This is a genomic window from Sphaerospermopsis torques-reginae ITEP-024 (assembly GCF_019598945.1).
Lineage (GTDB): Bacteria > Cyanobacteriota > Cyanobacteriia > Cyanobacteriales > Nostocaceae > Sphaerospermopsis.
Window position 1 is genome coordinate 101,220 of sequence record NZ_CP080598.1, and the last position, 21,804, is coordinate 123,023.

Sequence of the window (21,804 nt, forward strand, 5' to 3'; positions counted from 1 at the left end):
AAAAATGAAAACTCTGCCAATCAAAATTTCTGATGAAACCCTGCGGGATGGAGAACAACAAGTTGGTATTTTTTTCTCTCTACCAACCAAACACAAACTTGCTCATCTGATTGCACAAACAGGAGTCAGTGGATTTGCCATCATGCCGAGTGTTTGTGAGCAAGAATCAGAGCTTGCCAAAACATTAATATCAGATGGATTAACTCATCTGATTACTGCTTCTACGATGATGGGAAAAGAGTTCATTGATCAGGCGAAAAACTATGGAGTTAAGCGGATCATTCTCTTCCATGCTGTTTCTGATCGCTTGCTGTTTTTACGCAATCCCCATGTCCGTTTGATGAGCGAATACCAAGGCAAAACCATTGATGACGATATCCCATCTCACATCATCAATAAGATTCGTCAAGATGCGCTTGATGTGATTGTGGAAAATCTGCGCTATGCCACACAAGTTGCAGGACTAAGAGTAGAATTTGCGGCTGAGGATGCTTCTAGAGCAGATTTCGACTTTTTAGTACAGTGTATCCGTTCATGCGGTCCTTATATTGAACACTTCCTACTGTGTGATACGGTGGGGGTTCTGAGTCCAGAAAAGAGCTATATCTGGATCAATGATTTATTGCAATCCACTACAGGGGTAGAATTAGGGGTACACTACCACAATGACATAGGGTTAGCTTTAGAAAATACTCTCCAGTCCGTGATAGCAGGGGCGACTATAGTATCAGGAACATTTTGTGGTATAGGAGAGCGAGCCGGAAATGTTGCTCTAGAGCAAGTGTTAAATGGGTTGCGTGTCCGTTTTGGTATTGAAGTGGAGGGTATAAACTATGATGCTGTTGAGGTAGTCACCAATTATATTGAGCAAATGGGGATTAGTCCTGCACACCCCTATTCTCAAACTGCACAAAGTCACCAATCAGGTATTCATGTCAACTCTCTGTTTCGTGATCCCCTGAGCTATGCTATATTTCCCCACAACGATGTAAATATTGTCTTTGGTAAATGGAGCGGAGTCAGTAATTTTCAATATCTCTTTGAAAAACAACTGCAAAACCCTCAATCCAGACAAAAGTATGAGAAAATGCGTGCCGTCATCAAATCTATGGCTACAGGACAAGAACGCTATTTTACAGCCAGCGAAGTCTTAAAACTCTGGAAAGATGGTATCTTTGAATAGTCCATTTTGTAAATTGACAACTGAGACTTCCGAATAGTTAAAAACTCAGGATCAGATCAACTGAATCCTGAGTATTAATACAGGAATGTTATTTGATTTTTGCTGGCATAGCCTGGGCTTTCGCCAACAAATTACGCATACATTTATTATCCTTCTTGTTCTCTATTATCTGCCTCAAAAAACTCAAATAATTTTTTCCAGATGCAAGCAACAACTTTTATTAATAAATCCGCTAACAATAATTCTGCCGAAGATACTAATCAATTTTGGAAAAATTTCCAAACGGTCGTCGGACCTTACTGGTATCCTACAGATGCAAATGGGAGATCATTTTCAGATGTGATTCGCACTTATGGAATGCTGATTCTCCTAGTCTTGTTAATTATTGCACTTGTGGGTGTAACTGTTTTTAATAGCTTTGTTAGTCGCTATTTACTGGATGTTATTACTGAAGAAAAAGATTTAAAGAAATTTACTGATTTATTATTTCTTTACGGGTTTGCCCTGGTTTTGGTAACAATTTTAGTAGGAATTTCTAAATTTGTTAGAAAAAAAATAGCTCTTGACTGGTATCAATGGCTGAATAATCAAATTGTATCAAAATATTTCAATAATCGGGCATATTATAAACTCAATTTTCAATCTGATGTTAATAATCCAGATCAACAAATATCACAAGAAATTGAGCCTTTAGCTAAAGATTTTCTCAGTTTTTCAGCTACATTGCTAGAGAAAGTTCTAGAGATGACAGCTTTTTTAATACTTCTCTGGACGCTATCTGAATTTGTAGCAGTTGCTTTAGTTTGTTATACGGTAATTGGTAATTTAATTGCTGTTTACTTGGCACAAGAATTAAACAAAATTAAACAAGAAGAAGTTGAATCAACGGCAGATTATACTTACAGTTTAACTCATGTTCGCAATCATGCGGAATCAATAGCTTTTTTCCAGGGAGAATCACAGGAGTTCAACATTGTTAATCGGAGATTTAATAGGATTGTTCAAAGTGTTAAACGCAAGATAGATTGGGAAAGAAGTCAGGATATTTTTAATCGAGGATATCAAGCTGTTATTCAAATATTTCCATTTATAGTATTTGGACCTTTACAAATTAAAGGAGAAATTGATTTTGGAGAAATTTCCCAAGCTGCTTTAGCTTGTAATTTGTTCGCCACAGCAATGGCTGAATTAATCAAAGAATTTGCCAATTCAGGACGCTTTTCTAGTTATATTGAACGTTTAGCTGGACTTGTGGAAGGGTTAACAGTTGCTACAAAACAACCGGAAAATGTCAGTATAATTAAGACGAAAGAGGAAAAGCGACTAGCTTTTGAGAATGTTACTTTACAAACTCCCAATTATGAACAGGTAATTGTTGAGGAATTATCGCTGAGTGTGCAACCTGGAGAGGGTTTATTAATTGTTGGTCCAAGTGGTCGGGGTAAAAGTTCTCTGTTGAGAGCGATCGCTGGTTTGTGGAACTCAGGGACTGGTCGTGTAGTCAGACCTCCTTTAGAAGATGTATTATTTTTACCTCAACGTCCTTACATTATTTTAGGAACTTTGCGAGAACAGTTACTTTATCCCCATACAACACGGGGAATTAGCGATCACGACTTGGAAGCAATTTTAAAACAAGTTAATTTGCAAAATTTATCGAGTCGAATAGATGATTTTGATACAGAACTTCCTTGGGAAAATATCCTTTCTTTGGGAGAACAACAACGTTTAGCATTTGCACGTTTATTAGTCACTCGTCCTAGCTTTACTATTTTAGATGAAGCTACAAGTGCTTTAGATTTGAATAATGAAGGTAATTTATATCAACAATTACAAGAAAGCAACACAACTTATATCAGTGTAGGACATCGAGAAAGTCTATTTAGTTATCATAAATGGGTTTTAGAACTTTCACAAGATTCTAGTTGGCGACTGCTATCTGTTGAGGATTATAGACAGCAAAAAGCACAAGAACTTACTACTGATAATTATGCTGAAAATTCTGGTATCACCATAGAAGTTGTACCCAATAGTAAACCCGCAACTCAACCAGAAACATTAACAGTTTCTCCTGAAAATAGAGAAATTACCATAGATTTTGGATCTGATGATGAACCTGAAAATCAACCTGAAAATCAAGCAGAAATATTAACAGATGCTTCTGAAAATTCAGAAATTATCATAGATTTTGGATCTGATGATGAACCTGAAAATCAACCTGAAAATCAAGCAGAAATATTAACAGATGCTTCTGAAAATTCAGAAATTATCATAGATTTTGGATCTGATGATGAACCTGAAAATCGACCTGAAAATCAATTAGAAACATTAACAGATGCTTCTGAAAATAGAGAAATTACCATAGATTTTGTATCTGATGATGAACATGAAAATCAACCTGAAAATCAACCTGAAACATCAACAGTAGATACAGGTGAAATTGTAGGAATTTCTCATCGAGAAATGCAGGAACTAACTGATTATTCACTGGGTACTGTCAGAAGCAAAGCCAGCAAAGGTCAAACTATTACTGCAAAAAATGGTTTTACCTACCGCTATAATAAGGATTCAAAAGTTTTGAAATGGGTAAGAGTTGAACGCTTTGAGAATTAAGTAAATAATCCTTAACCTTAGCTGACGGCTGAATGCTTACATTAAAAGTAAAAAACGTAATATTCAGAATAATCTTAGGTTAAGGAAATTTAGACCTTTTAGATATCCCTAAATCCCCCTTAAAAATGGGGGAGTTGGAGGATTATCTACGGCACGCTACGCGAGCAAAACCTTTTGCTTTTTACCTTATTTACATTGCTTTATTTACATTGCTTTCTAATCATGAGATTTAACTTAAATATCTTAAATATCTTAAATATCTTAAATGTCCTTGCTTTAACAATCATTTACTGATATATCTTTGATGGCTAACATAAAGTTCCTCTCAGGAAAACAGGAATATATTATGACAACAGCAACATTAACAAATATTGAAGCAGTGCCATTTTTCGCTCGCTTTTTGGCAGCAGAAGAAGAACCACCAGAAAACCCACCAACACCACAACCAGAAGAACAGCCATTACCTCCTCCAATATTTACTTTCAAGTGGCCTTCTGATTGGGAAGATTGCTAAATATAGTAAATCTGAAATTGTAGAAATAGCAGCATCAAAAAATTGAAAACTGCTGTTTGTTTCTGAATAAATAGCCAGATATCAAGAATATTTAAGCGATCGCTACTGGTTGAATATCCCCGAATTCTACCCGTTGGACAGCTACTATACAGGTGTCTACAAGAAATCGGGGATTTATAGCAGGTGACAGGTGACAGGTGACAGGTGACAGGTGACAGGTGACAGTAGAGATGAGGAGAAATATTTACCTTCTACCTCTTAAATCCTGACTCCTAAGCCCTAACGGAAAGAATTTTTTAGCAAACCATAGTTAATCCAATTTCAATTAAAAAAGTTTTTATGCACCTGTGTCGTGACATTGTTTTATTAATTACCCACAGTGGTGATTTTTTCACAATAGATAGAGTGGCTGAAGCATTGTTAAAAAAAGGGGTGCAACCATTTCGCTTAGATACTGATAAGTTTCCCCTGGAAGTACAATTAACAGCACATTTTGATCACAAAAAAAGCTATCACACTATAGACTATGGCGGCTATTCTATCAGCACAAAACAGGTGCAAGCGGTGTGGCTGCGGCGGATATGGGAACCAAAACTAAGTGCAGATTTAGCGCCTAAGTTTCGAGAAGCTTGTATAAGAGAATCACAAGCAACCTTGAATGGTTTCTGGGATAGTTTGCGAAATGCTCATTGGGTAGATAAATTAGAACGTATAAATGCTGCCAGTGATAAGTTGCGCCAACTGCGGGTTGCTACTGAGGTAGGTTTTGTCATTCCTCAGACTCTCGTTACTAACAAAGCTGAGTCAGCAAGGGAGTTTTTCCATCAAGTCAACGGAAAGATGGTGAGTAAGCTATTAACTCCTTTATCCCGGACTATGGAATCTACTTCTTTCTTTCTTTATACCAGTGTGGTTAAGGAGGAAGACTTGGAAAATGCGGAGTCACTGCGTTATTGTCCGATGGTGTTTCAAGAACAAATTCCTAAACAGTGGGAATTGCGGGTAGTATATGTCAATGGTAAGGTATTTGTCGGTGCGTTAGATGCCAGCGTTTATGAAAATTCTAAAATTGATTGGCGTAAACCTGGTGTTGATGTTGGTGTATGGCAACATTATGATCTTCCTGAACAAGTGCTGCGTCCTTTGCAAATCTTTATGGATAAATTGGGGCTGTTGTTTGGAGCGTTAGATTTTATCGTCACACCATCAGGCGAATATGTATTTTTAGAAATTAACCCCATAGGTGAATGGGGGATGCTAGAAAAAGATTTGGATTTGCCTATTGCTAAGGCGATCGCTGATACTCTACTTTTATAGTTACTAACGACAGGTGACAGGTAACAGGTGACAGGTGACAGTGTTAACAGCCTTCTATTGTCTAACTTTTAGTTTTGGTGAATGTCCTCACACCTTGTCTACGGTTATAATTCCTAATTTAATTAAAAACATATAAAAAACATATTTTTTATTTATGACAATTTTAATAGTCACATATAGCAACGACAATGAAAGTATTCCTTTAGTGATCAAAGCAATTGAAGATCAAGGAGAAACAGCATTTCGGTTTGACACTGACAGATATCCTACAGAAGTCAAATTAGATATTTACCAAGGTGATACAGAACGGGTAATGATCACTGATGGGGAAAAGCAACTGGATGTGAGTGAAGTTTCTGCGGTTTGGTATCGCAGGATGCGCTATGGGGCAAAAATCCCTAACGCGATGGACAAGCAATATAGAGAAGCATCAATTAACGAATCTCGCGCTACTGTTCGAGCTATGATTGCTAGTCTTCCTGGCTTTCATTTTGATTTGATGTTCAATGTAGAAAGAACTCATCATAAACAACTACAGCTACAAATAGCACGAAAAATAGGACTGCTTACCCCACGCACTCTGACTACTAATAATCCAGAAGCAGTTAAACAATTTGCCTCGGAATGTCATAAACAAGGTATAGTAACAAAAATGCTTTCTTCCTTTGCTATTTTTGGCGAACAGGGAGAGCAGTATTTTGTGTTTACAAGTCCAGTTAAAGATGAGGATTTGCAGAATCTAGAAGGACTGCGTTTTTGTCCGATGACGTTTCAAGAAAACGTACCCAAGGCGCTAGAGTTGCGAATAACTATTGTAGGACAGCGCGTATTTACAGCAGCAGTAAATTCTCAGAGTTTTCAAGGAGCTACTTATGATTGGCGTAAACAAGGAAGAACATTAAAAGACGCTTGGCAAGCTTATGATTTACCGCCAGATGTTGAGAAAAAACTACTGCAATTGATGGCTGAATTTGGTTTAAACTATGGAGCAATTGATATGATTGTTACACCTGATGGAGATTATGTTTTTCTGGAAATTAATCCAGTTGGGGAATTTTTCTGGTTAGAAATATTTGCACCACATTTCCCCATTTCTCAGGCGATCGCAGAAATTCTTCTAACTGGTAAAAATCAAAGTAATAGATAAGTAATAGATATAAATATCGAAATTATGCAAACTCGTAGCGTTACTGATCAAACACCATTTAATCCTTTTGCCACTGCTATACAACTTTGGCGGGATTTGAAATTAGTTGCTGGTCCTTATTGGTATCCAACAGAGGTAGGAACAAGAGCATTTTCCGAAGTGATTTATTCATGGGGAATGTTTATTCTGTTGCTGATATTAATCACTTCCGTTGTGGGTATCAATAGTCTTAGTAGTTTCTGGAATCGTTACGTTTTTGATATCGTCATTGAAGAGAAAAACCTAGAAAAGTATCTAGGTACATTATGGATATCTGTTATATTTATCGTTGTCACTGTACTTTTAGTAGCATTTTCTAAATATATTAGAAAGAAAATAGCTATGGATTGGTACAAGTGGTTGAATAATCATATTTTAACTAAATATTTGAGCAATCAAGCCTATTATAAAATCAATTTTAAGTCTAAAATTACTAATCCAGATCAACGCATAGCCCAAGAAATTGAACCTATTACCATCAATGCGTTGAGATTTTCCACTACTTTTATAGAAAAATTCATGGATATGATTGCTGCTGTAATCATTCTTTGGACTATTTCTTCACAAGTGGCAATTTATCTCATCGTTTATACAATTGTCGGTAATATATTGGCGATTTTTTTAAGTCAAGAATTAGCGAAAATTAATCGAGAAGAACTAGCATTTAAAGCCGATTTTAATTATTGTCTAACTCATGTGAGAAATCATGCAGAATCAATTGCTTTTTTCCAAGGAGAAACCGAAGAATTAAATATTATTAAACGTAGATTTGAGAATGTGCTGAAAAATTCAGAACGGAGGCTAAATTGGGAAAGAGGGCAAGATATTTTTAACAGTGCTTATCAGTCAGCAATTAGTTTATTTTCTATGTTTACTCTGACACCTTTATTTATTCAAGATCAGATTAATTATGGAGAAATTAGCCAAGCTACATTTTGTAGTTTTATGTTTTCCAATGCTTTAGGTGTATTAATAGCTGAATTTGGTAACTCAGGCAGATTTTCTAGTTATGTCCAAAGGTTAGCGGAATTTTCAGATGCGTTAGCATCGGTAAGCAAAAAACCTGAGAACTTGGGTACTTTTGGTACTATTAAAGTCCTAGAAGAACCCCGTCTAGGGTTTGAGGATTTTACTTTAAAAACACCCAATTATGAACAAGTGATAGTTGAAGATTTATCATTATCTGTTCCCCCAGGAGAAGGGTTATTAATAGTTGGTGCTAGTGGTAGGGGTAAAAGTTCTTTGTTGAGAGCGATCGCAGGTTTATGGAATGCAGGAAGTGGTAGGTTAGTTAGACCTGCATTAAAGGAAATGTTATTTCTTCCCCAACGTCCTTATATAATTTTAGGAACTCTACGTCAACAACTACTTTATCCGCATTCAGATCGGGAAATGAGCGATCACCAACTAGAAGAAATTCTGCATCAAGTGAATTTACAAAACCTGCTCACCCGCGTCAAGAGTTTTGATACAGAAGTGGCTTGGGAGAATATTTTATCATTAGGAGAACAGCAACGTTTAGCTTTTGCTAGATTATTAATTTCTTTGCCTAGCTTTACTATTTTAGATGAAGCGACCAGTGCTTTAGATTTAAAAAACGAAGAAAATTTATATTCTCAATTACAAGCTACAAACACAACTTTTATTAGTGTGGGACATCGAGAAAGTTTATTTGCTTATCATCAATGGGTACTAGAACTTACAGAAAATAATCATTGGCAACTCTTATCAATTGCAGATTATAAGCGCCAAAAATCAATTTCTCTAACTACTTCATCAAGATAAGCTGTTGTGCATTTAATTTGTATAAGTGGAACAGGCATCTTGCCCGCTAAATGTCTAATTTATCTCTTTGGAAACTGCTGTAAATTTGGAAAATAACTGAAAATAAAACTTATGCTCACCCAAAAGCCAAAACAATTTATTAATTATAAAAGCATCAAAATTTATGAAAGAACCTATCAATTACCAGTTCTAAAAAATCCTGCTGTAAAAACACTACAAAAGAAAATTCGTGAACGTCAAAAATTAATTAAAGAAGGTGTTCGTTATCATTATATTGCTGGAATAATTAAACGTAAAACAGCAATTACTCAAGGGGAAATTTTAGCAGAAATTCAATTATTTATCATAGATTATAATCAGATTATTGATTTTCTGGAAAATTATCAGGAAAGTTATCAGGGTTTTTTGTTAACGTTGATGGATAATTTAAAGAAATTATTTCAAGCAAAATATTTAGAAATCAGAAATCTCGAAGATGCCAGAAGTAAATTAGAACTAAAAAATCAACAAAATCCGCGGATCTTAAATGAACTCAGATGGGAGAAAAAAGAAAATTTTAAAGCTGTTATCATCTTGAGTAATGCTTATTTATTAACTTTAGAGAAAATTAAATTAATTAGTGAAGGTATTAGTAAACTGGCAGAAGACACTAAGAATCAAAGACAAATTGTACAACAAATAGTTAAAGATTTAGCAGTATATCAAGAAATCTACGAGTATCAACAAAAAGCTTATAAAATTCGTCAAGAAATAGCTAAACTTGCCCATAATGCCATTAATTTTGAAGATTCTATTCAAGATTATTTTAGTCCTTTTCAATCTTTAATAGATGAAGTGATGAAAGTAGATGAATATTTTTATGCAACTGTGGGAGATATTAAAAATCTAGGGGAAAATATTTTAAATTATCAGTCCAATTTATTTACAACCGAAGACAATGAAGCCTTTTCTCAAACTTTTCTTGATTTTATGGTAAAAAGTTATGAGAAAAATTCTCGATTAAAAGATGTCTTAATTCAATCTCAATTATTAAATTGGCAAAGCCCAAATTTTGATACCAGTGAAAATGGCTTATTCTTGGGTCAAGGTATTGATTTAATCTCAAATTATATATCTCAACAAATATCTCAACAAATCCAAACTCTAGACAAAGCAGAAGTAAATCTTGTCTCTACATCATCTCTAGTTACGACTCAAAAGACAGAATTAATGGAAGTAGCTAATAATCAGATTAGTTCCCAACCAGAATTTTTGATAAATCAAAATATTGACTATACAAAATTGCGGGATCTGCTGGCAGAAAATAAATGGCAAGAAGCAGATATTGAAACTGCTAAATTAATGCTTAAAGTTATGCAAAAAAATTACTGGAATGAAGTTTATCAAGAAGATATTGAGAACTTTCCTTGTCAAGACCTGCATATTATTGACCGACTTTGGGAACAATACAGTTATGGTTATTTTGGGTTTAAAATTCAACAAACAATCTGGAGTGAAATGGGTGGTCAAATAGACTATGAAACAGAAAAGAAATTAGGCGATCGCCTGGGTTGGCGCAAAGATGGAAAATGGTTAGATTATGAAGATTTAACTTTTCAATTATCTCCAATGACACCGATGGGACACCTACCAGCTAAATGGTTACACTATGAACCAAACAACCTCAAATTATCCTCATCATCATCTACAGAAAACCAGTCAATGGCAGCTTGGCGGGTAAAATCTTGGTTAATTTGGCAGATGCACTTATTCTTTTCTCGTGTCAAAATTTGTTAAATAAAAACAAGGTTCGATTATTCCTAAATCAATAATTCCTCATCAACTAGACTGGTAACTGTTAATATTATTTACCAATATATTATCAATCTTGTGGGGTGGGTATCCTGCCCGCCCATAGTGTACTTCACTCACATAAAATAAACTAGAATTTATATAGCATAAATAGGATTTTTGCAGGATTTTTTATGACTACATCTTCAACATTAAAACAATTAAAAGCAGAATTGATCACACCAGAAAACTTCCAACCCTATGGACAGGTAATATGTGCAAGTAAAGATGGTAAAAGTTTCGATTCCGAAGACGCACAATTAAACTTACAAAACGGTATTCCGCGTTTTTATATCATGCGTTTGCATAATAAAGGAACAAAGTTTCATAAAATTACCCGTCATGCCCAATGTACTCAATGTTTAGGTTCTTTAGAAGGAAAAGACTGGTTTATGGCAGTTTGTCCACCCAAGAATGAAATTAATGAACCTATATTAGAAAAACTCGCCGCTTTTCGGATTCCGGGAAATTGTTTTATTAAATTAGAAGTAGGAACTTGGCACGCTGGACCATATTTTGAGCATCAGTTTGTAGACTTTTATAATTTAGAATTAAGTGATACGAATGTAGTAGATCATTTCACCCATGATTTTCTCAAAAGTCATCAGTTAGAATTTGAAATTGTTTCAACAATGGACAATTAACAATGGATAATTGACAATTTCCTCAGTAGAAAAAATTTTCTCTTTTCTTCTTAAATTGTCAATTATCAATTATCAATTACCATCTATGTTCCCAACATTTGTAAATTATGCAAAGTTGAATAAAGTCCACCTTGGGCTATTAATTGTTCATGATTTCCTTGTTCAATTAATTCTCCCCGCTTCAATACAAAAATTCGGTCTACATTCCTAATAGTTGACAAACGGTGAGCAATAATAATTGCCGTGCGTTTGATTAAAAGTTGATTTAATGCTTGTTGAATTAACGCTTCTGTTCCCACATCTAAATTAGCTGTAGCTTCATCTAATACCAAAATTTGCGGGTTACGAATAGCAGCCCGCGCAAAGGCTAAAAGCTGTTTTTCTCCACTAGAAATATTTGTTCCTCTTTCTCTTAATTGGGTATCATATCCTTGAGGTAATTGGTGAATAAAATCAGCAACATTCGTTTTTTGTGCTGCTTGTTCAATTTCTTCAAAGGTGTAACTATCCCCTAAAGTAATATTACTTTTTACATCACCAGCAAACAAAAAAGCCTCTTGCAAAATTACCGCCATATAACGCCGCAGTTCTGCTTGTGGTATTTCCCGAATATCAATACCATCAATCAAAATACGTCCTTTTGTGGGTTCATAAAGCCGACATAACAGCCGGATAATTGAACTTTTACCCGCCCCTGTGGGTCCGACTAAAGCGATTTTTTCCCCTGGATGAATGATAAAATCTAAATTTTTAATGACATAATCATCATCTTTATAAGCAAACCAAACATTTTCAAATCTAATTTCTCCCAGTTCAGGTGATTTGGTAAAATTCTGTAATTCTAAATCTCTAATTATCTCATCTATATAACCAAATTGATTATCTAAAATTGAGAATCGGGGATTGCTTTTATCTTTGATTTCTATGGGTTCATCTAACAAATTAACAACTCTTTCAATAGCAGTAAAACCAGATTGAATAGTTGTAAATTTCTCAGCAAAGTTTTGCAGAGGAAAAAATAATTTTTGCCCATATAAAACAAATGCAGATAAAATACCAAAGCTTAGATTATCCCGTAAAATTAATAAACTACCTACCCACAATACACCAGCAATAGCAATTAAACTAACCCATTCTAAAGTAGCGGAAACAGAAGAATCATACCAAATGCTAGTATCAACTTCTGCGACATATTTTTTATTAGTCTCTCTAAATAATTCTGCGTTAAATTTTTCTCTGCGAAATAACTGTACTACATTTACACCAACAATATTTTCTTGCAGTTGGGAATTGAGTTTTGATAGTTCTTCTCTAGTTTTATAGTTGGCTTGACGATATTGTTTTTGAAAGTAAATAATTAACCAGGAAATTGGTAACAATATTAGTAGTAATAGAATCGCTAGTTGCCATTGGATAGAAAACATAAAACCAATAATTAGCAACATAGAAAATAAATCAGCAAAAATGCCGACAGCACCAGTAGCAAAGACATCTCCTAAACTTTCAACATCGCTGGTTATTCTAGTAATTAGTTTACCTACAGGTGTGCGATCAAAATATTTAACTGCTAATGATGTCACATGATGAAATAAGTCTTTACGAATTTCTGCTGTTATTTTCTGTCCTAATTTCTGTACTAAATAACCCTGATATCCTGTAAGCAATAACTTGATAATAATTGTAATCAAGAATAATCCTTGAATGATAGTTAAACCTTCATATAAAGAACGATTTTTGATAAATTCATAAACACTGGGTTCTTGACGAATTAAAGATATTGCTTGTCCAATTAATAACGGTTGAACAGAGTTAGCAATACCAAGAGGTATGAGCAAAAACATTGATACTGCTAATAAACCCACGCTACGGCGACCATAAGGTAATAAACGCAAAAATAACCGCCAGTCATTTTGATTTTGGCGGGATTTTTCTGGAGATTTCTTTTTATTTGGATAGATGCTCATGTTATCAATTATCAGCTATCAGCTATCAATTATCAATTATCAATTATCAGTTATCAGTGATAACTGACAACTGACATTATCTCATGGTAACAAACTCTTCTGCTGAACTCGGATGAATACCGACTGTAGCATCAAAGTTAGCTTTGGTTGCACCCATTTTAATGGCGATCGCCACTCCTTGAATAATTTCCGCCGCATTTGTACCTACCATGTGCGCCCCTAATACCTTATCAGTATTTTGATCAACCACTAATTTCATCATAGTTTTTTCTTCTTTACCCGCTAAAGTATAGTACATGGGACGGAAACGAGAGCGATAAATTTTTACTGTATCACCATATTTTTCTCGCGCTTCGGCTTCAGTTAAACCCACTGTAGCCGCTTCTGGTGTGGTAAAAATAGCAGTAGGCACATTTTCATAACTCATGGTGCGAGACTTACCACGAAACACCGTATCAGCAAAAGCTCTACCTTCATTAATTGCCACAGGTGTTAAATTAATATTATCCGTACAATCTCCCACCGCATAAATATTTTCTTCATCTGTGCGGCTATATTTATCAACTACAATTGCCCCATTTTTCAGTTGAATCTTAGTATTTTCTAAACCCAAGTTTTGAGTATTTGGTTTTCTTCCTAACGCTGCTAAACTCACCGCATCCACAACAACAGTATCCTCAGACTCGCCATCTTTGCGAACTTTGACTTTGATTCCTTCTGCGTCTTTTTCAAAGCCAATTATTTGAGTATGATTGAGAATTTTTACCCCGTGGTTGATCATTCCTTGTTGAATTTCACTTCGCAAATCATCATCAAACCCACGCAAAATCATATCCGCACGAGTGATCTGAGTAACTTCTGTTCCCAGTCCATTCATGATACAAGCAAATTCTGAACCAATATAACCACCACCTAAAATTACCATTCTTTTTGGTTGTGTTTTCAGGTGAAAAATCTCATCAGATGTAATAGCATTTTCAATTCCAGGAATATCCGGTTTTGTTGGCTTTCCACCCACAGCAATTAATATTTTATCTGCTGTAACTGTTCTTTCACCTACTACAATTGTATGATTATCAACTAATTTTCCATATCCTTGTAAAATCTCAACTTGGGAATTATCCAGCATTCTTTGATAAATTCCATTCAGACGATCTACCTCATTATTAACTGCGGTAATCATCTTTTCCCAATCTAGAGAACTTTTAACAGCACTCCAACCATAGCCTACAGCATCAGTAAATAATTCGGGAAAATGAGAAGCATAAACCATGAGTTTTTTAGGCACACAACCACGGTTTACACAAGTTCCACCCAGTCTATCAAACTCGGCAATTCCTACTTTCGCACCATATTCCGCAGCCCTTCTTGCAGTCGCAATACCACCAGAACCAGCACCAATTACAAATAAGTCAAATTCGTAGGTCATATCAATTTTAGATTTTGGATTTTAGATTTTAGATTTTAGTTATTAGTCATTAGTTATTAGTGATTAGTCATTAGTTATTAGTTATTTTTACCAATCACCAATCACCAATCACCAATTACCAATCAACTATTTCACACTTTTGAGGTAATTTAACATGGTGTCTGCATCTGACACTTCAAAAGGATCGGTAGGACAATTATCGCTGTAACCAGGCTCAACAAACATTTTTTCAATTTTACGGTCATTTACTACCATTGAGTAGCGCCAAGACCGCATTCCAAAACCTAAGTTAGCTTTATCTACTAACATTCCCATTTTACGAGTAAATTCGCCATTGCCATCGGGTAACAAGAAAACATTGTTCGCACCTTGTTGTTTACCCCATTGGAACATCACAAAGGCATCATTTACAGATATACAAATTATTTCATCAACTCCCAAAGCTTTAAATTCGTTATAGAGTGCTTCGTAGCGGGGTAGGTGGGAGGTGGAACAAGTGGGAGTAAACGCACCAGGTAATGAGAATACTACTACACGCTTACCAGCAAACAGTTCTTCAGTGGTGCGATCTTGCCAACGGAAGGGGTTGGGTCCACCAATGGACTCATCACGAACACGGGTTTTAAAAACAACGTTAGGAACAGTTTCGATTACAGCCATGTTGACCTCTTGATGTTTTGATGTGTGAAATTGTGTTTGCTTTTTGTCTCTATCTCAGAATAATTCTGATTTAATAAAAGTTCAATAGTTATAAATACTTAATTTTGAGAAAGAGTAACATATACTATTAATTCATTAATGTGCTAAACTATAATTAGGGTTAAATCTCTATAAATACGGCAATAGTTATGCAGGAAGAAGCAAACGCAATTATTCAAACCTTAAAATCCAAGGGTTTGCGGGTGACACCTCAGCGGTTTGCGGTCTATGCAAATTTGTTATCTCGCACAGATCACCCAACTGTTGAGCAGTTATTAACTGATTTAAATAAAGATTTTCCAGTTTCATCCCAGGCCACTATCTATAGTTCTCTGCAAGCACTCAGAGAAGTGGGACTTGTCAGGGAAGTTTTATTACAAGAGGGGGTATCTCGTTATGATGCTAATGTTCAACCCCATCATCACTTTTGCTGTCAGTCCTGCGGTGCTATTGAAGATATAGCTTGGGATACATTTCAATGTATCGAGCTAAAAAATCTCCGTCCTGGTTTGCAGGGAAAAACCTACGAGGTTACAGTTCAGGGAGTATGCGATCGCTGTAATGATGAGGTGACAGGTGACAGGTGACAGGTGACAGGTGACAGGTGACAGGTGACAGAAGGTTAGTAGCAGGCAAGAGTAAGACCTTTGTTATTCTTAGATTTTCAGGACTAATCATGTCCTCATCTCAATGGCTACAACCATCATAACTAATGACTAATGACCAATGACTAATGACTAAAACTGTGATTTCCATCACAAAATTACTGCCACTGCTATCACGACCGCATATTGATGATTCTCACAAGCAACAGATTAAGTCAATCACTCCTAAGATATACATTTCAGGGGATATTAAGTTTATGAAGTTCAGGGATCACTACGTTCCCTGTTCCCCGTTAAGAGTTCCCTCGAACCAGTTGTTAAATTAGCATAACAAGTACGGTAGAGCTATAAATTTAAATAAATTTCGACATCATCAAATACTGCTCTAAATTCAATCATTGAACAGTTAGCATCAGAGCAATTGATAATTACCTCTCCCTGAAAGGAAGAGGATTGAAAAAGCGGAATTTTTAGCTTTTTCCCCTGGAAAGGGGAGGTTTTAAACCGTATGGCTAACGCCACGCTACGCTATCGGCTGACGCTCACGGCGGAAGCCTTGAATCAAACAATTGTCAATTATCAATTATCAATTATCAATTATTAACTCTTAGCTGTTCCACCACTTTGTGTAAATCACCCATATTCAAACGATAGCTCAAAGGATGGACAATTAACCTCGCTGTACTTTCATACAAAGTCGCAATTTCCACTAAACCATTTTCCCGCAAAGTTCGTCCTGTAGAAACTATATCAACAATAGCTTCAGACATACCCGTAATCGGTCCTAGTTCCACCGAACCATATAAAGGAACTATTTCTACAGGCAAATCTAAACTTTGAAAATACTCCCGCGCACAATTAACATATTTAGAAGCAACTCGACCATGAGCAGGTAAATCTAAAGGAGATTTGTAAGAACTAGAAGCTTTTACCGCCACAGACATCCGACAATAACCAAATTGCAAATCAACTAATTGTCCAACCTGCGGTTTTTTCTCTCGTAGCACATCATAACCCACAATACCCAATTGCGCCTGACCATATTCCACATAAACAGGTACATCTTGCGCTCGTACTAACAGCCCTTTAGCTTGTCCACTAGCATCAGGAATTTGTAGTTGGCGGTTTCCAGCATCTAAAAAACCACTAAAGTCCAATCCCGCAGATTGCAGCAAGCGGATGCTATTTTTAAGTAATTCCCCTTTTGGTAGTGCGACAGTCAGCATTATTTTTTTTTGATATCTTTGTCTTTGCGGTTTATTATATGACTACTACTAGCAGCATGAGAATTTTATTAGTTGATGATGAAGTCGAACTCACAGATCCCTTGAGTCGCATCTTAACTCGTGAAGGTTATACAGTGGATGCTACTTATGATGGCACAAGTGGCAGACAACTGGCACAAACTAAAACCTATGACTTATTAATTTTAGATTGGATGTTGCCAGGAAAAACAGGCTTAGAAATTTGTCAAGAATTACGCACTCAAGGTAAAACTACCGCTGTACTATTTCTCACCGCTAAAGATACCTTAGATGATCGGGTGCAAGGTTTAGATGCAGGTGCAGATGATTATTTAGTTAAACCCTTTGAACTGCGGGAGTTACTAGCAAGAGTCCGTGCTTTGTTACGTCGTTCTGGTTTTGATGCTTACAGTACCACAGTCGGACGCTTAGTAGTAGCTGATTTAGAACTGGATGTAGAAAATCAGATAGCCTATCGTCAAGGGAGAATAATTGAGCTATCGCAAAAAGAAAGCCAGCTACTCAAATATTTTATGGAAAATTCAGGACAGTTACTGACACACAGCCAAATTATGCAACATCTGTGGACAGATGGCGAACAACCAGAAAGTAATGTCATTGCTGCCTTAATTCGCCTGTTACGTCGTAAGATTGAGATAGGTGAAGAATCTGCACTAATTCACACCGTTTACGGTAAAGGGTATCGTTTCGGATCTACGGTGATCGAATAATACAAAACTTAACCATAATTTTTCTTGTCATAATTACTAATTTGGTATATTTTTCTATATCAAAATAAATATTTTGGATAAATTAATGTACAAACTTATCTTTATCTATAGGACTCCTATTTGAATTTTGAACAGATTCCGTACATCTGAAGAGTGGCAAAATCAAAGGTAGTGTGTCGAATAAACCACTCAAACATCCACTTTAAATGCGAGAGGATTTACAAATGCCAGAAATGGATGGATTGACAGCAACTCGGCAAATTTGTCAGGAATGGCCAATATCTTCTCGTCCTTGGATTATTGCCATGACTGCTAATGCTATGCAAGGAGATCGGGAAAAATGCCTGGAAGCGGGGATGAATGACTACACTACAAAACCAATTAGAATTGATGATTTAACAAACGCTTTAAGTAATTGTCAAAAACAAGGTGTGAATAATACTGAAATTTTTGAAAATATGTCTAATAATATATTTGATGCTTCCGCTTTAGAAGAACTGAAAGACATTATTTGCAATAATGACTCAGAACAATTTATAGAAATAATACAATGTTATTTAGAAGATACGCCTCAGCGTTTGCAGTCGATTCAGGATGCTATTACTCAAGGAGATGCAAAAACACTACAGTTAGAAGCTCATGCTCTCAAATCTAGTAGTGCTATTGTCGGTGCTAAGACTTTATCTCAATTTTGTAAAGATTTAGAAGATTCTGGTCGTAATAAAAACTTAGCAGAAGCCCCATCAAAATTATCCAAAGCAATGACAGAATATCAAAGAGTTGAAGCAGCTTTACAGCTAGAATGTAAGTAATAGGCAAGAGGCAAGAGGCAAAAGGCAAAAGGCAGGATCGAAGACGTTTTGAAGCTACTTAACTTTTCTGTATGTACTTTGTTTCTAGTCATTCTACTTAATTTAATTGATTGAATTTATTGAATTATTCTTATGCTTTCACTGTCCCCCACTCTTCAAGCTCGACTTTCCCAACCTTTAAAAATCGGCTCATTTGAAGTTAAAAGCCGGGTGTTACAATCACCATTATCCGGGGTGACAGATTTGGTATTTCGGCGTTTAGTGCGTCGTTATGCACCAGAATCAATGATGTATACAGAAATGGTCAACGCTACGGGGTTACATTATGTTAAACAACTACCAAAAATTATGGAGGTAGACCCCAACGAACGCCCTATTAGTATTCAATTATTTGATTGTCGTCCCGATTTTTTAGCAGAAGCAGCAATAAAAGCAGTAGAAGAAGGTGCGGATACTGTTGATATTAATATGGGTTGTCCAGTGAATAAAATCACTAAAAATGGTGGTGGTTCTTCTTTGTTGCGACAACCAGAAGTAGCTGAAGCTATTGTGAGGGAAGTTGTCAAAGCGGTTGATGTTCCCGTAACTGTGAAAACCCGCATCGGTTGGAATGATAAAGAAATTACCATTCTTGATTTTGCTAAAAGAATGGAAGATGCAGGGGCAAAAATGATTACAGTACATGGTAGAACCCGCGCCCAAGGTTACAATGGTAACGCCCGTTGGGAATGGATAGCCAAGGTAAAAGAAATCTTATCTATTCCTGTAATTGGAAATGGGGATATTTTCTCAGTTGAAGCGGCGGTAAGATGTTTAGAAGAAACCGGTGCAGATGGGGTGATGTGTTCTCGCGGTACTTTAGGTTATCCGTTTTTAGTCGGTGAAGTTGACCATTTCTTAAAGACTGGGGAATTATTACCAGCACCAACTCCTATTCAACGTTTAGAATGTGCCAGAGAACATCTTTATGCTTTATGGGAATATAAAGGCGATCGCGGAGTCCGTCAAGCTCGTAAACACATGACCTGGTATGCTAAAGGTTTCACGGGTGCAGCAGACTTGCGCGGACAGTTAAGCTTAGTAGAAACCGTGCAGCAAGGTTTAGATTTAATTGACAAAGCAATAGAAAAACTTTCCTCCGGTTATGAACCAGAGGAAGAACCAGCAAACTTCGCAGTAGTTTGAAATATCTGAGAAAGCAGGGGAGCAGGGAGCAGGGGGAATAACTTTCTTACTGTCACCTGTCACCAATCACCAATCACCGCTTACTTACTCTCAGTAAAATCAGCATCAATTACATCATCACCACCACCGGAAGGAGGAGTAGAACCACCACCAGCACCGGGACCTTCAGCACCAGGAGCAGCACCACCACCAGCTTGTTGATAGATGTTGCTACCTACTGCAAATAATGCTTGTTGCAATTCTGGTGTGAGTTTTTGAATTTGCTCATCATCTTCCTTCGCTACTGCTTCCCGCAAATCTTTCACCAAACCTTGAACCTTGGTTTTATCAGCTTCAGGAACTTTATCACCTAATTCTTCCAATTGCTTTTCAGCTTGGTAAGCTAAGGAGTCAGCTTGGTTTTTACGTTCAATCTTCTCACGACGTTCTTTGTCCGCAGAGGCGTTACGTTCAGCTTCCTGTACCATGCGTTCCACATCATTTTTATCCAAAGTGGAAGCACCAGTAATACTAATTGACTGTTCCTTACCAGTTCCCTTATCTTTCGCTGTAACGTTCAGGATACCGTTAGCGTCAATGTCAAAGGTAACTTCAATTTGAGGAACACCACGAGGAGCAGGAGGAATACCATCTAAACGGAAAGTTCCCAAACTCTTGTTATCGTTAGCAAATTCCCGTTCACCTTGCAGAACATGAATTTCTACATTAGTTTGACCATCAACCGCAGTGGAGAATACCTCAGATTTTTTGGTAGGAATTGTTGTGTTACGAGGAATAATCTTGGTCATTACTCCACCCAAGGTTTCCACACCCAAGGATAGAGGAGTTACGTCTAACAACAAGATACCAGTCACATCACCAGCAAGTACACCCGCTTGAATAGCAGCACCCACAGCTACCACTTCATCAGGGTTCACGCTTTGGTTAGGGTCTTTACCTAGAACCTTTTTAACTACTTCCTGAACTGCGGGAATACGGGTAGAACCACCAACTAAGACAACTTCATCAATATTGCTCTTATTTAACTTGGCATCTCTGAGAGCATTTTCTACAGGGATACGACAACGGTCAATTAAATCAGAACAAAGTTCTTCAAAAGTTGCACGAGTTAAAGTAGTATCTAGGTGTTTTGGACCATCCTGAGTAGCAGTGATGAAGGGAAGGTTAATTTCCGCTTGGGTAACACTAGAAAGTTCAATTTTGGCTTTTTCCGCAGCTTCAGTCAGACGTTGTAAAGCTTGTTTATCTTTGCGGAGGTCAATACCTTCTGCTTTTTTGAATTGTTCTGCTAAGAAGTCAACTATTTTTTTATCGAAGTCGTCACCACCAAGGTGGGTATCACCAGAGGTTGCTAATACTTCAAATACACCATCACCAACTTCTAATACAGATACGTCGAATGTACCACCACCAAGGTCAAATACGAGGATGGTTTCGTTGCTCTTTTTATCAAAACCATAAGCTAGAGAAGCGGCGGTAGGTTCGTTGATAATCCGTAATACTTCAATACCAGCGATTTTACCAGCGTCTTTGGTTGCTTGACGTTGGGAGTCGTTAAAGTATGCAGGAACGGTAATAACTGCTTGGGTAACGGTTTCACCCAGATATTTACTAGCGTCTTCTACCAGTTTACGGAGAACCTTAGCAGAAATTTCTTCTGGTGCAAACTGTTTACCAGCACCGGGAGAATCTAGTTTAACGTTACCACTGCTGCTGAGAACTTTATAAGAAACTTCTGTAGCTTCGTTAGTAACTTCGTCAAAACGGCGACCGATAAAGCGTTTTACAGAATAAAAAGTATTTTCGGGGTTCATCACCGCTTGACGTTTAGCGATTTGACCTACTAAATTATCACCATTTTTCGCAAACGCCACAACAGATGGAGTGGTTCTAAAACCTTCAGCGTTAGCAATTACAGTGGGTTTACCACCTTCCATCACTGCTACGCAAGAGTTAGTTGTACCTAAGTCAATTCCTACTACTTTTGCCATTTTGGGTGCTGCTTCCGTATAACTACAAATGAATGGGATTATAAAGGACTAAATGTTTGAACCTTATATTTG

At 36.6% G+C, this 21,804-nt stretch carries 16 protein-coding genes and 1 pseudogene; 12 read left to right on the plus strand and 5 right to left on the minus strand.

Annotated features, from left to right (window positions below; translation table 11 throughout):
- The first annotated feature begins 4 nt into the window (after positions 1 to 4).
- The 8 genes and pseudogenes from K2F26_RS00285 (at position 5) to K2F26_RS00320 (ending at position 11,072) form a co-directional block, all read left to right on the plus strand.
- Positions 5 to 1,183, plus strand: coding sequence for a hydroxymethylglutaryl-CoA lyase-like TIM-barrel protein (locus tag K2F26_RS00285; RefSeq protein ID WP_220609906.1), 1,179 nt, complete (start codon positions 5 to 7; stop codon positions 1,181 to 1,183).
- A 201-nt stretch (positions 1,184 to 1,384) separates the two neighbouring features.
- A pseudogene (locus K2F26_RS00290) lies at positions 1,385 to 3,253 on the plus strand (ABC transporter ATP-binding protein/permease); the annotation flags it as partial.
- A gap of 889 nt (positions 3,254 to 4,142) precedes the next feature.
- A complete protein-coding gene (locus K2F26_RS00295; protein WP_220609908.1) occupies positions 4,143 to 4,310 on the plus strand; it encodes a microviridin/marinostatin family tricyclic proteinase inhibitor in 168 nt (55 codons plus the stop codon).
- 339 nt (positions 4,311 to 4,649) lie between these two features.
- Positions 4,650 to 5,627: an MvdC family ATP-grasp ribosomal peptide maturase gene (locus K2F26_RS00300; protein ID WP_220609909.1), complete on the plus strand. Its 978-nt coding sequence runs from the start codon at positions 4,650 to 4,652 to the stop codon at positions 5,625 to 5,627.
- A 154-nt stretch (positions 5,628 to 5,781) separates the two neighbouring features.
- On the plus strand, positions 5,782 to 6,774 hold the full coding sequence (locus K2F26_RS00305) for an MvdD family ATP-grasp ribosomal peptide maturase (protein ID WP_220609910.1): 993 nt from the start codon (positions 5,782 to 5,784) through the stop codon (positions 6,772 to 6,774).
- A 24-nt stretch (positions 6,775 to 6,798) separates the two neighbouring features.
- A complete protein-coding gene (locus tag K2F26_RS00310; protein ID WP_096571772.1) occupies positions 6,799 to 8,598 on the plus strand; it encodes an ABC transporter ATP-binding protein/permease in 1,800 nt (599 codons plus the stop codon).
- A gap of 111 nt (positions 8,599 to 8,709) precedes the next feature.
- Positions 8,710 to 10,374: a GUN4 domain-containing protein gene (locus K2F26_RS00315; RefSeq protein ID WP_220609911.1), complete on the plus strand. Its 1,665-nt coding sequence runs from the start codon at positions 8,710 to 8,712 to the stop codon at positions 10,372 to 10,374.
- A gap of 188 nt (positions 10,375 to 10,562) precedes the next feature.
- Entirely contained in the window at positions 10,563 to 11,072 is a 510-nt protein-coding gene (locus K2F26_RS00320) for an ureidoglycolate lyase (RefSeq protein WP_220609912.1), read from the plus strand.
- 83 nt (positions 11,073 to 11,155) lie between these two features.
- On the opposite strand, the gene K2F26_RS00325 is transcribed toward K2F26_RS00320, so the two are convergent.
- The 3 genes from K2F26_RS00325 to K2F26_RS00335 form a co-directional block, all read right to left on the minus strand.
- A complete protein-coding gene (locus K2F26_RS00325; RefSeq protein ID WP_220609913.1) occupies positions 11,156 to 13,036 on the minus strand; it encodes an ABC transporter ATP-binding protein in 1,881 nt (626 codons plus the stop codon).
- Positions 13,037 to 13,112: 76 nt separating this feature from the next.
- Positions 13,113 to 14,465, minus strand: a complete 1,353-nt coding sequence (gene gor, locus K2F26_RS00330) for a glutathione-disulfide reductase (protein ID WP_220609914.1) — start codon at positions 14,463 to 14,465, stop codon at positions 13,113 to 13,115.
- Between the two features lie 126 nt (positions 14,466 to 14,591).
- A complete protein-coding gene (locus K2F26_RS00335) occupies positions 14,592 to 15,125 on the minus strand; it encodes a peroxiredoxin (RefSeq protein ID WP_220609915.1) in 534 nt (177 codons plus the stop codon).
- Positions 15,126 to 15,313: 188 nt separating this feature from the next.
- Here K2F26_RS00335 and K2F26_RS00340 point away from each other — a divergent pair, with 188 nt between their 5' ends.
- The gene (locus tag K2F26_RS00340) at positions 15,314 to 15,751 is read left to right on the plus strand and encodes a Fur family transcriptional regulator (RefSeq protein WP_220609916.1); all 438 of its coding nucleotides are present in this window, start codon (positions 15,314 to 15,316) and stop codon (positions 15,749 to 15,751) included.
- A 611-nt stretch (positions 15,752 to 16,362) separates the two neighbouring features.
- Here the strand turns inward: K2F26_RS00340 and hisG are convergent.
- A complete protein-coding gene (gene hisG, locus K2F26_RS00345; protein ID WP_194056065.1) occupies positions 16,363 to 16,995 on the minus strand; it encodes an ATP phosphoribosyltransferase in 633 nt (210 codons plus the stop codon).
- A 56-nt stretch (positions 16,996 to 17,051) separates the two neighbouring features.
- Between hisG and rppA the strand changes: the two genes are divergently transcribed.
- The 3 genes from rppA (at position 17,052) to dusB (ending at position 19,741) form a co-directional block, all read left to right on the plus strand.
- Positions 17,052 to 17,744 carry a two-component system response regulator RppA gene (gene rppA / locus K2F26_RS00350; protein ID WP_220611718.1) on the plus strand — a complete coding sequence of 231 codons (693 nt, stop codon included), beginning with the start codon at positions 17,052 to 17,054 and terminating at the stop codon, positions 17,742 to 17,744.
- A gap of 224 nt (positions 17,745 to 17,968) precedes the next feature.
- Positions 17,969 to 18,556 (plus strand): Hpt domain-containing protein, encoded by a 588-nt coding sequence (locus tag K2F26_RS00355; RefSeq protein ID WP_437441064.1) that lies wholly within the window; start codon positions 17,969 to 17,971, stop codon positions 18,554 to 18,556.
- 132 nt (positions 18,557 to 18,688) lie between these two features.
- Positions 18,689 to 19,741, plus strand: coding sequence for a tRNA dihydrouridine synthase DusB (gene dusB, locus K2F26_RS00360; protein WP_220609918.1), 1,053 nt, complete (start codon positions 18,689 to 18,691; stop codon positions 19,739 to 19,741).
- An 80-nt stretch (positions 19,742 to 19,821) separates the two neighbouring features.
- Here dusB and dnaK read toward each other — a convergent pair whose 3' ends face one another.
- Positions 19,822 to 21,732 (minus strand): molecular chaperone DnaK, encoded by a 1,911-nt coding sequence (dnaK, locus tag K2F26_RS00365; RefSeq protein ID WP_194056077.1) that lies wholly within the window; start codon positions 21,730 to 21,732, stop codon positions 19,822 to 19,824.
- Positions 21,733 to 21,804: the final 72 nt, after the last annotated feature.

Bases quoted from the DNA above. Each gene is read 5' to 3' on its own strand.
- K2F26_RS00285 (WP_220609906.1), top strand. From the start codon at position 5: ATGAAAACTCTGCCAATCAAAATTTCTGATGAAACCCTGCGGGATGGA.
- K2F26_RS00295 (WP_220609908.1), top strand. From the start codon at position 4,143: ATGACAACAGCAACATTAACAAATATTGAAGCAGTGCCATTTTTCGCT.
- K2F26_RS00300 (WP_220609909.1), top strand. From the start codon at position 4,650: ATGCACCTGTGTCGTGACATTGTTTTATTAATTACCCACAGTGGTGAT.
- K2F26_RS00305 (WP_220609910.1), top strand. From the start codon at position 5,782: ATGACAATTTTAATAGTCACATATAGCAACGACAATGAAAGTATTCCT.
- K2F26_RS00310 (WP_096571772.1), top strand. From the start codon at position 6,799: ATGCAAACTCGTAGCGTTACTGATCAAACACCATTTAATCCTTTTGCC.
- K2F26_RS00315 (WP_220609911.1), top strand. From the start codon at position 8,710: ATGCTCACCCAAAAGCCAAAACAATTTATTAATTATAAAAGCATCAAA.
- K2F26_RS00320 (WP_220609912.1), top strand. From the start codon at position 10,563: ATGACTACATCTTCAACATTAAAACAATTAAAAGCAGAATTGATCACA.
- K2F26_RS00325 (WP_220609913.1), bottom strand. From the start codon at position 13,036: ATGAGCATCTATCCAAATAAAAAGAAATCTCCAGAAAAATCCCGCCAA.
- gor (WP_220609914.1), bottom strand. From the start codon at position 14,465: ATGACCTACGAATTTGACTTATTTGTAATTGGTGCTGGTTCTGGTGGT.
- K2F26_RS00335 (WP_220609915.1), bottom strand. From the start codon at position 15,125: ATGGCTGTAATCGAAACTGTTCCTAACGTTGTTTTTAAAACCCGTGTT.
- K2F26_RS00340 (WP_220609916.1), top strand. From the start codon at position 15,314: ATGCAGGAAGAAGCAAACGCAATTATTCAAACCTTAAAATCCAAGGGT.
- hisG (WP_194056065.1), bottom strand. From the start codon at position 16,995: ATGCTGACTGTCGCACTACCAAAAGGGGAATTACTTAAAAATAGCATC.
- rppA (WP_220611718.1), top strand. From the start codon at position 17,052: ATGAGAATTTTATTAGTTGATGATGAAGTCGAACTCACAGATCCCTTG.
- K2F26_RS00355 (WP_437441064.1), top strand. From the start codon at position 17,969: ATGCCAGAAATGGATGGATTGACAGCAACTCGGCAAATTTGTCAGGAA.
- dusB (WP_220609918.1), top strand. From the start codon at position 18,689: ATGCTTTCACTGTCCCCCACTCTTCAAGCTCGACTTTCCCAACCTTTA.
- dnaK (WP_194056077.1), bottom strand. From the start codon at position 21,732: ATGGCAAAAGTAGTAGGAATTGACTTAGGTACAACTAACTCTTGCGTA.